This window comes from Aquificaceae bacterium (assembly GCA_037481935.1).
GTDB lineage: Bacteria > Aquificota > Aquificia > Aquificales > Aquificaceae > Pampinifervens.
This window is the reverse complement of sequence record JBBFKQ010000018.1, coordinates 1-6,434: the sequence shown is the minus strand read 5'-3', so window position 1 is coordinate 6,434 and position 6,434 is coordinate 1. Positions and strand designations below refer to the sequence as shown.

Genomic DNA, 6,434 nt, shown 5'->3' with positions numbered 1-6,434 from the left:
TGGCGGTAATTTCTTACAATCTCCATAGGCTCTGGAGTGCAGGGATGCTATAACTTGCAACTTGCGTTATAATATCTTAAGAGAATTTAAGTAAGGAGGTTTAACATGAAGAAGGTAGCTCTGACACTAGCAGCGGTTGTAGGACTTGCAGGGGCATCCTTTGCAAGCGAACAGCTCGCAAAACAGAAGGGCTGTATGGCATGCCACGACATGAAGGCAAAGAAAGTAGGTCCAAGCTACGCGGACATCGCAAAGAAATACGCTGGCAGGGCTGATGCGGTTGATTACCTTGCTGGCAAGATTAAGAAAGGTGGTGCAGGAGTGTGGGGTTCTGTTCCCATGCCTCCTCAGAATGTGACCGACGCAGAGGCAAAACAGCTGGCTCAGTGGGTAATGTCTGTCAAATAAGTTTCAACGGGGGCTTATGCCCCCTCTTCTAAGGGATTGCATCTGTTTATGTTTCCAAAACACTGAGGGCACAGGTCAAAAAACACTAAAAGCCCCAGCCCCCCCAGCATCATGTTAACCTGGGTTATGACAAGGTTTTCCTGCCTTTCTGGCAGAACCTGATACCTCTCAAGCCTTTTCCCACATGCAGTCAGTCCCTCTTGCTCACCTAATTTGTGAAACTGAAAAACAATCCTCTTTGTCCTCCTGCACTTCATCCACCTTGGTGTGAGGTCAAGAAGGACAAAGTTTATCTGAACATTCTGGTCTACAAGCTGGGCTTTTTGCACGAGTTTTTCAAACTTTTCTTTTTCAGTCATACTTCATTACCTCCTCCATCAGCGCCTGAGCCATCTCCTCCTCGCTTACCTTTTTTATGGGCTTGCCTTCCTTGAAGAGCCAGGCAAAGCCTCTGCCGCAGGCAAGTCCTATATCTGCTTCACGGGCTTCCCCTATGGCGTTCACCACACAGCCCATAATAGCAACTTTAAGAGGCTTGTTCAAGTGCTTTAACTTCTCTTCCACCTCTCTTACCACCTTTGGCAGGTCCACTTCTATGCGTCCGCATGTAGGGCAGGCAATTATCTCTATACCCTTTCTCCTCAGACCAAGAGACTGCAAAATGCTATAAGCAACCTCCACTTCCACTTCGGGGTCGTCGGTGAGCGAAACTCTCACCGTGTCACCTATGCCTTTGTAGAGTAGAATACCTATACCCACAGAAGACTTTACTATGCCCTTTGTGCCCATACCTGCCTCTGTAATACCTATGTGAAGAGGAATGTCTGTATGCTGTGCAAAGAGCTCGTTAGCCTTTATGTTTTCAAGCACATCAGAGCCCTTTATGGAGACCTTGAAGTTATAAAAGCCCCAATTTTCAAACTTTTCAGACCAGCGCATGGCACTCTCAAATAGTGCCTGAGCACAGGGATAGCCATACTTTTCCAGAAGGTCTTTCTCCAATGAGCCTGAGTTTACACCTATGCGAACGGCAACGCCTTTTCCTTTTGCCTCTTCCACAATTTCTCTTACTATCTCTTCCTTTCCTATGTTGCCCGGGTTTATCCTTATGCCGTGCACGCCCTTTTCCATAGACCTGAAGGCATAAGAGGGTGCAAAGTGAATGTCTGCGATTACTGGCATGGGAGAGTTTTTCACAATTTCTGGCAGAGCCTCCAGGTCTTCCTCGTGGGGCACCGCCACCCTTATGAGCTCACAGCCAGCCTGTTGAAGCCTTCTTATCTGCTCAAGAGTTGCTTCTATGTCATGGGTCTTGGTGGAGGTCATGGACTGCACCACTATGGGGGCGTCTCCACCTACCTTTACCCATCCCACCTGTATCTGACGGGTTTTCCTGCGGGTAATCATGAAAGCTCCAGCATCCTCAGTATGGGTCTTTTTGCCTTCTCTATTATATCCTCCGGCAGGCTAACCTCGTTTATCTCCTCTTTGAGAGTCTGGTAGACTTTTGGCAAGGTTATACCCTTCATGGTGCAGCAGTAGACAGTTCCGCAGTAGTTCATGGACTCGGGAAAGATGTATTCCTTGTAAGGGTTTTTCTTCATGAGGGTATGCTTTAGTCCCACTTCGGTTATCACTATCACCCTCTGGGCGTCACACGTGGTGGAGTAGTTGATTATCTGAGAGGTTGAGCCCACAAAGTCTGCAATGTCTATGACCTTTGGATGGCACTCAGGGTGCACCGCCACCTTTGCATCCGGGTAGAGTTCTTTAAGTTTCATGACTTCCCTTGCGGTAAACTCAAAGTGGGGTGGGCAAAAGCCCTGCCATATGACAAACTCCTTGTCTGGCACATGCCTTTTGACCCAGTTTCCCAGTGCCTGGTCTGGGATAAAGATTATCTTCTTTGAGGTGAGCTTCTGCACCACCCTTATGGCGTTGGCAGAGGTCACGCACACATCGGAGACTGCCTTAACATCCGCGTTTGTATTCACGTAGGCTACCACCTCAGCATCAGGATGCTTTTCTTTTAGCCTGAGCACATCATCGGCTTTTATCATATCCGCCATGGGGCATCCAGACTCAGGGTTTGGATGAAGGACCTTCTTTGTGGGGTTTACGATTTTTGCTGTCTCACACATAAAACGCACGCCACAGAAGACTATTATGTCCGCATCTGTCTGGCTTGCCTTTCGGGAGAGCTCCAGGGAATCTCCCACAAAGTCCGCAATATCCTGCACCTCTGGCCTCTGGTAGTAGTGGGCAAGAAGGACTGCGTTCTTTTCCTTTGCAAGCCTGCGCACCTCTTCCTGAAGTTCCTTTATATCCTCACCGCTCAGCTCCTGCTCTTTGAGAATTTCCAGCTGCACCATAATGAGAGAATATATTACCAGCCTGAACCTGTGATAAGATTTAAATCAGATGGAGCTTGTGCTCGTTCGTATATTTCTGAGGGAAGATGACCGCCTTGAGGGAAAACCTGCCTATAGGAAGGTTCTGGAGCTTCTGAAAGAATACGGAGTTAGTGGTGCTACTGTTTTGAAGTCTATAATGGGTTATGGAACAACAGGTGAGCTTCACTACGAGGGGCTGGAGGTGCTCTCTTACAGCTTGCCTGTAGTGGTGGAGTTCGTGGAAGAAGAATCAAAAGCTATGGAAGCAATAAAGAAGCTTTCCAAACATAAAAACCTTGGTTTTATTACCTTTGAGAGGGCAGTCCTTTGGTCTTCCTCTTAGCGGTTGCCATAGGTGGAGCTATCGGCTCAGTATTGAGGTTTATCCTATCAAAGTTTATCCAGACAAGGGTGGGTCTAGAATTCCCCGTGGGCACGCTTGTGGTAAACCTTTCTTCTGCATTTCTTATTGGTTTTTTCTTTGCCTTCCTTGTGGAAAGGCTTGATATAACTCCTAACCTGAGGGCTCTTTTCATAACTGGTCTACTGGGTGGCTACTCTACATATTCCACTCTCTTTTACGAGGCTTACTACCTTATGTTTAACGGTGAATGGCTGAAAGCTCTCCTTTATCTGATTCTGAGCAACCTGCTGGGGCTTCTGTTTGTTGGGCTGGGATATGGTCTTGGTAAAATGTTATAGATGAGGTGATTGAAGGCTATGAAGTGTGAAGAAGCATTTCTTGTAAGGCTCTTTTTTGGTGAAAATGACAGACATGAAGGAAAGCCTCTATACAGATATGTGGTGGAGTTCTGCAGGCAGAGGGGCATAGCGGGTGCTACCGTCTTCAGGGGAATTCTGGGCTACGGTAAGTCCTCTGTCCTTCACAAGGCAGGGTTTTTCAGCCTATCCTCTGACCTTCCCATAGTGGTGGAGATAGTGGACTGTGAGGAAAAGGTTAACCAGATACTTCCAGAGCTTGCAAGGCTTGTAAAGGACGGAATAATAACCCTGGAAAAGGTGAAAGTGATAAAGGCTTAGCCTATTCCTCATGCCTTTTGTGCATCTCTACCACCACCCTCCACATTACTGGGGGTATGAAGAGGTATGCAAATGTGCTGAAGAGGATTATGACACGCCACAGAAGGTCAAGATAGGGTGACAGGACCATGCCAAGACCTGAAAGAAATTGAAGAAGGGCAAAGGAATAAGAAGCTCTCGTAAGGAGGGGGAGGCCTGAGAACCTCCCCATGGCATAAAGTATGGCATAGGCCCCCGCAAAGAGGACCATCAGAAATCCGTAAAGCATGAGTTTATAGATGGTTTCAGCCAGCAACTTCAGCCTCCCTGAGAGCTTCAACTCTTCTGCCGGCGGTGAGAAGGTCATACAGGAGGATTATATAGGATAGGAAGAACATAACACCGAAGAAGAGCCTCCATCTGAAAGCCTCCTCCATCCAAGGGTGCATCTGAGCCTGCATGAAAGCCTCCCATGTGCTTCCGAGTGTGGCCCTTTCTATCATCGTCTGTGCAAAACCCGCAACGGTGAGGGCTGCTGTCATACCAAACATGCCTATTATCAAGCCCACATAGGCTATTTTCCACGGTGTTCCGTTGAGTATGTATCCCTCCTTAACCCTTGTTTTACCAAGGGCAAAGTAGAAGAGGGCAAGGTTTGCAGATACATAAGCCCCGAAGAAGGCGAGGTGTCCGTGCGCCGCAGCAAGCTGAGTGCCGTGGCTGAAGAGGTTTATCTGGGGCAGGGTATGCATAAAGCCCCACACGCCCGCACCAAAGAGATTTCCAAAAGCCTGAGCGAAAGCCCAGAAGAGTGCAGGTCTGTTTACAGTTTTCAACTTGTGAACACCGGCGTCGTAAACCGCATGTATAACCATGGCAACGAGTGGTAGAGGCTCAAGGGATGAGAAAAAGCCCCCAATTCCAAGCCAGTATTCTGGCGTTCCTATCCAGTAGTAGTGGTGTCCGAGTCCCAGTATTCCTGTTCCAAAGACAAGCATTACCTCCACATATAGCCACGCCTCTATTATCTTCCTTGGAGTTCCCAGAAGGTGCATCAGAAGCCATCCCATAAGAACGCCTACGAGGACTTCCCAGGTTGCCTCAACCCAGAGGTGAACAACCCACCACCACCAGAACTGGTCAACAGATATGTTTGGCGTAAAGAACATACCAGCAAGGTAAAGACCAAAGAGAAAGGCAAGGTCTACCATTAGAACACCCAGTATTCCCGTCAATCTTCTCGCAGCAACTGCAGTGCCTACTACATTGAAGGCAACTATGAGGGCTACAGCCACTATACCAATGTCTGCCCACCTTGGTGCTTCTATGTATTCCCTTCCCTCAGTTATGAACCACATGGTAAAGAAATCACCAGAACCATACTGTTTGAGAAGATACACAAGGACAACGACAGCTACCGCGCCTACAAAGGCAAAGTAGGCAAGCTTGCCCAGCTTTATTCCTACAACTTCCCTTCCTGTCTCAAGGGGTAAAAACCAGTATATGCCTGCTATGAAGCCCATAAGTAGCCACACGACCATTGCGTTTATGTGAAGCATCCTGTTGGTCATAAAGTTGAGGGTCCCGTAGAGAAAGTCTGGGTTAATGAACTGTATGGCAGCTAGAAGACCAAAGAGAAGCTGGGCGCCAAAAAGTATTATGGCTGTCCAGAAATACCAGAGGGCTAACTTCTGTGATTCATACAGCCTTTCCATGGCTACACCTCCTTACTGCTTTGATACCTGAACTTCAGGAAAGTTTGCAGGAAAGCCGTTGGTGTCTATGGCAGACATCCATTTAAGGTATGCCACAACAGCCCTTGCCTCCTCTTCTGTAAGCCTGAGGTTTGGCATCCTTCTTACCCATGTTGGATACTTATCGGGATTCATGAGCCATACCTTCATGGCTTCTTCCCTTGAGTTTGCCCCCACCATGGGCATTATCTGCTTTTCCCATTTTGGGTCAAGCCAGGCTTTCGTAAGGTCCGGTGCATAGTAAGCCCCATTTCCAAGAAGTGTGTGGCAATCCATGCAGTTTCTGCTCTGGATAACCAGCTTTCCCTTTGTTATAAGCTCTTCTGCCTCCTTTGGGCTCCATACCTTTCCAAAAAGACCCACTTCCTTTCCTACGATGGGTTCCATTGCTCTTCTGTCCGCATTGTAAACATAGCCTATCTCCTTGTTTATAACCTCTGGTCCAGGAACTCGCTTGCTTCCCATGCTTATAGCCTGAACTGTGTGAAAGGTCAGAAGCACCAGCGTAATAGCCATAACGGAGCTTGTTATGACCGCCGCCACCTTCCAGAAGCCCGGTTCAAGCCAATGGCGTCCCCTCGCAAGGACAAGGCTGATAACAAGAGAGATAAGAAGGGTTGCAACCACTACTTCCAGCCACCCTATACCCATGGCTACACCTCCTTAGTAAAGAATTACTTACTAATAAATTTATACTGTGCCCAAAATCCTGTCAAGGGATTTCGGCTTATTTTATGTTGACATGTAAAGAGGTCTAACATAAGTTTAATACCTAAAGCTTTAAGGAGGCTATAAATGATGAAAAACCATAGACGCTACTTGACAGTATCTGGAGGAGGGATTAATTTATGCTCCTGAA

Annotated in this window: 10 protein-coding genes; 4 read left to right on the top strand and 6 right to left on the bottom strand. The window is 47.6% G+C overall.

The window, feature by feature from the left end:
- The first annotated feature begins 105 nt into the window (after positions 1 to 105).
- The gene (locus WHS43_09720) at positions 106 to 408 is read left to right on the top strand and encodes a c-type cytochrome (GenBank protein ID MEJ5339916.1); all 303 of its coding nucleotides are present in this window, start codon (positions 106 to 108) and stop codon (positions 406 to 408) included.
- A 14-nt stretch (positions 409 to 422) separates the two neighbouring features.
- Here WHS43_09720 and WHS43_09715 read toward each other — a convergent pair whose 3' ends face one another.
- Genes WHS43_09715 through nadA form a run of 3 tightly spaced genes read right to left on the bottom strand, consistent with a single transcriptional unit; the run spans position 423 to position 2,780 of the window.
- A complete protein-coding gene (locus WHS43_09715) occupies positions 423 to 767 on the bottom strand; it encodes a hypothetical protein (protein ID MEJ5339915.1) in 345 nt (114 codons plus the stop codon).
- A complete protein-coding gene (ispG, locus tag WHS43_09710; GenBank protein MEJ5339914.1) occupies positions 760 to 1,815 on the bottom strand; it encodes a flavodoxin-dependent (E)-4-hydroxy-3-methylbut-2-enyl-diphosphate synthase in 1,056 nt (351 codons plus the stop codon). Before ispG ends, WHS43_09715 begins: the two co-directional genes overlap by 8 nt.
- Positions 1,812 to 2,780: a quinolinate synthase NadA gene (gene nadA, locus WHS43_09705; protein ID MEJ5339913.1), complete on the bottom strand. Its 969-nt coding sequence runs from the start codon at positions 2,778 to 2,780 to the stop codon at positions 1,812 to 1,814. The genes ispG and nadA overlap by 4 nt, the downstream gene beginning before the upstream one ends.
- 49 nt (positions 2,781 to 2,829) lie before the next feature.
- On the opposite strand from nadA, the gene WHS43_09700 reads away from it, so the two are divergent.
- Genes WHS43_09700 through WHS43_09690 form a run of 3 tightly spaced genes read left to right on the top strand, consistent with a single transcriptional unit; the run spans position 2,830 to position 3,842 of the window.
- Positions 2,830 to 3,144 carry a DUF190 domain-containing protein gene (locus tag WHS43_09700; GenBank protein ID MEJ5339912.1) on the top strand — a complete coding sequence of 105 codons (315 nt, stop codon included), beginning with the start codon at positions 2,830 to 2,832 and terminating at the stop codon, positions 3,142 to 3,144.
- Positions 3,129 to 3,503, top strand: coding sequence for a fluoride efflux transporter CrcB (crcB, locus tag WHS43_09695; GenBank protein ID MEJ5339911.1), 375 nt, complete (start codon positions 3,129 to 3,131; stop codon positions 3,501 to 3,503). Before WHS43_09700 ends, crcB begins: the two co-directional genes overlap by 16 nt.
- A gap of 18 nt (positions 3,504 to 3,521) precedes the next feature.
- On the top strand, positions 3,522 to 3,842 hold the full coding sequence (locus tag WHS43_09690) for a DUF190 domain-containing protein (protein MEJ5339910.1): 321 nt from the start codon (positions 3,522 to 3,524) through the stop codon (positions 3,840 to 3,842).
- Position 3,843: 1 nt separating this feature from the next.
- Here WHS43_09690 and WHS43_09685 read toward each other — a convergent pair whose 3' ends face one another.
- From WHS43_09685 to WHS43_09675, 3 genes are read right to left on the bottom strand one after another with little or no spacing between them, the layout of a single operon-like run.
- On the bottom strand, positions 3,844 to 4,137 hold the full coding sequence (locus WHS43_09685) for a hypothetical protein (protein ID MEJ5339909.1): 294 nt from the start codon (positions 4,135 to 4,137) through the stop codon (positions 3,844 to 3,846).
- Positions 4,127 to 5,536 (bottom strand): cbb3-type cytochrome c oxidase subunit I, encoded by a 1,410-nt coding sequence (locus WHS43_09680; protein ID MEJ5339908.1) that lies wholly within the window; start codon positions 5,534 to 5,536, stop codon positions 4,127 to 4,129. The genes WHS43_09685 and WHS43_09680 overlap by 11 nt, the downstream gene beginning before the upstream one ends.
- A 12-nt stretch (positions 5,537 to 5,548) precedes the next feature.
- A complete protein-coding gene (locus WHS43_09675) occupies positions 5,549 to 6,226 on the bottom strand; it encodes a cytochrome c (protein MEJ5339907.1) in 678 nt (225 codons plus the stop codon).
- Positions 6,227 to 6,434: the final 208 nt, after the last annotated feature.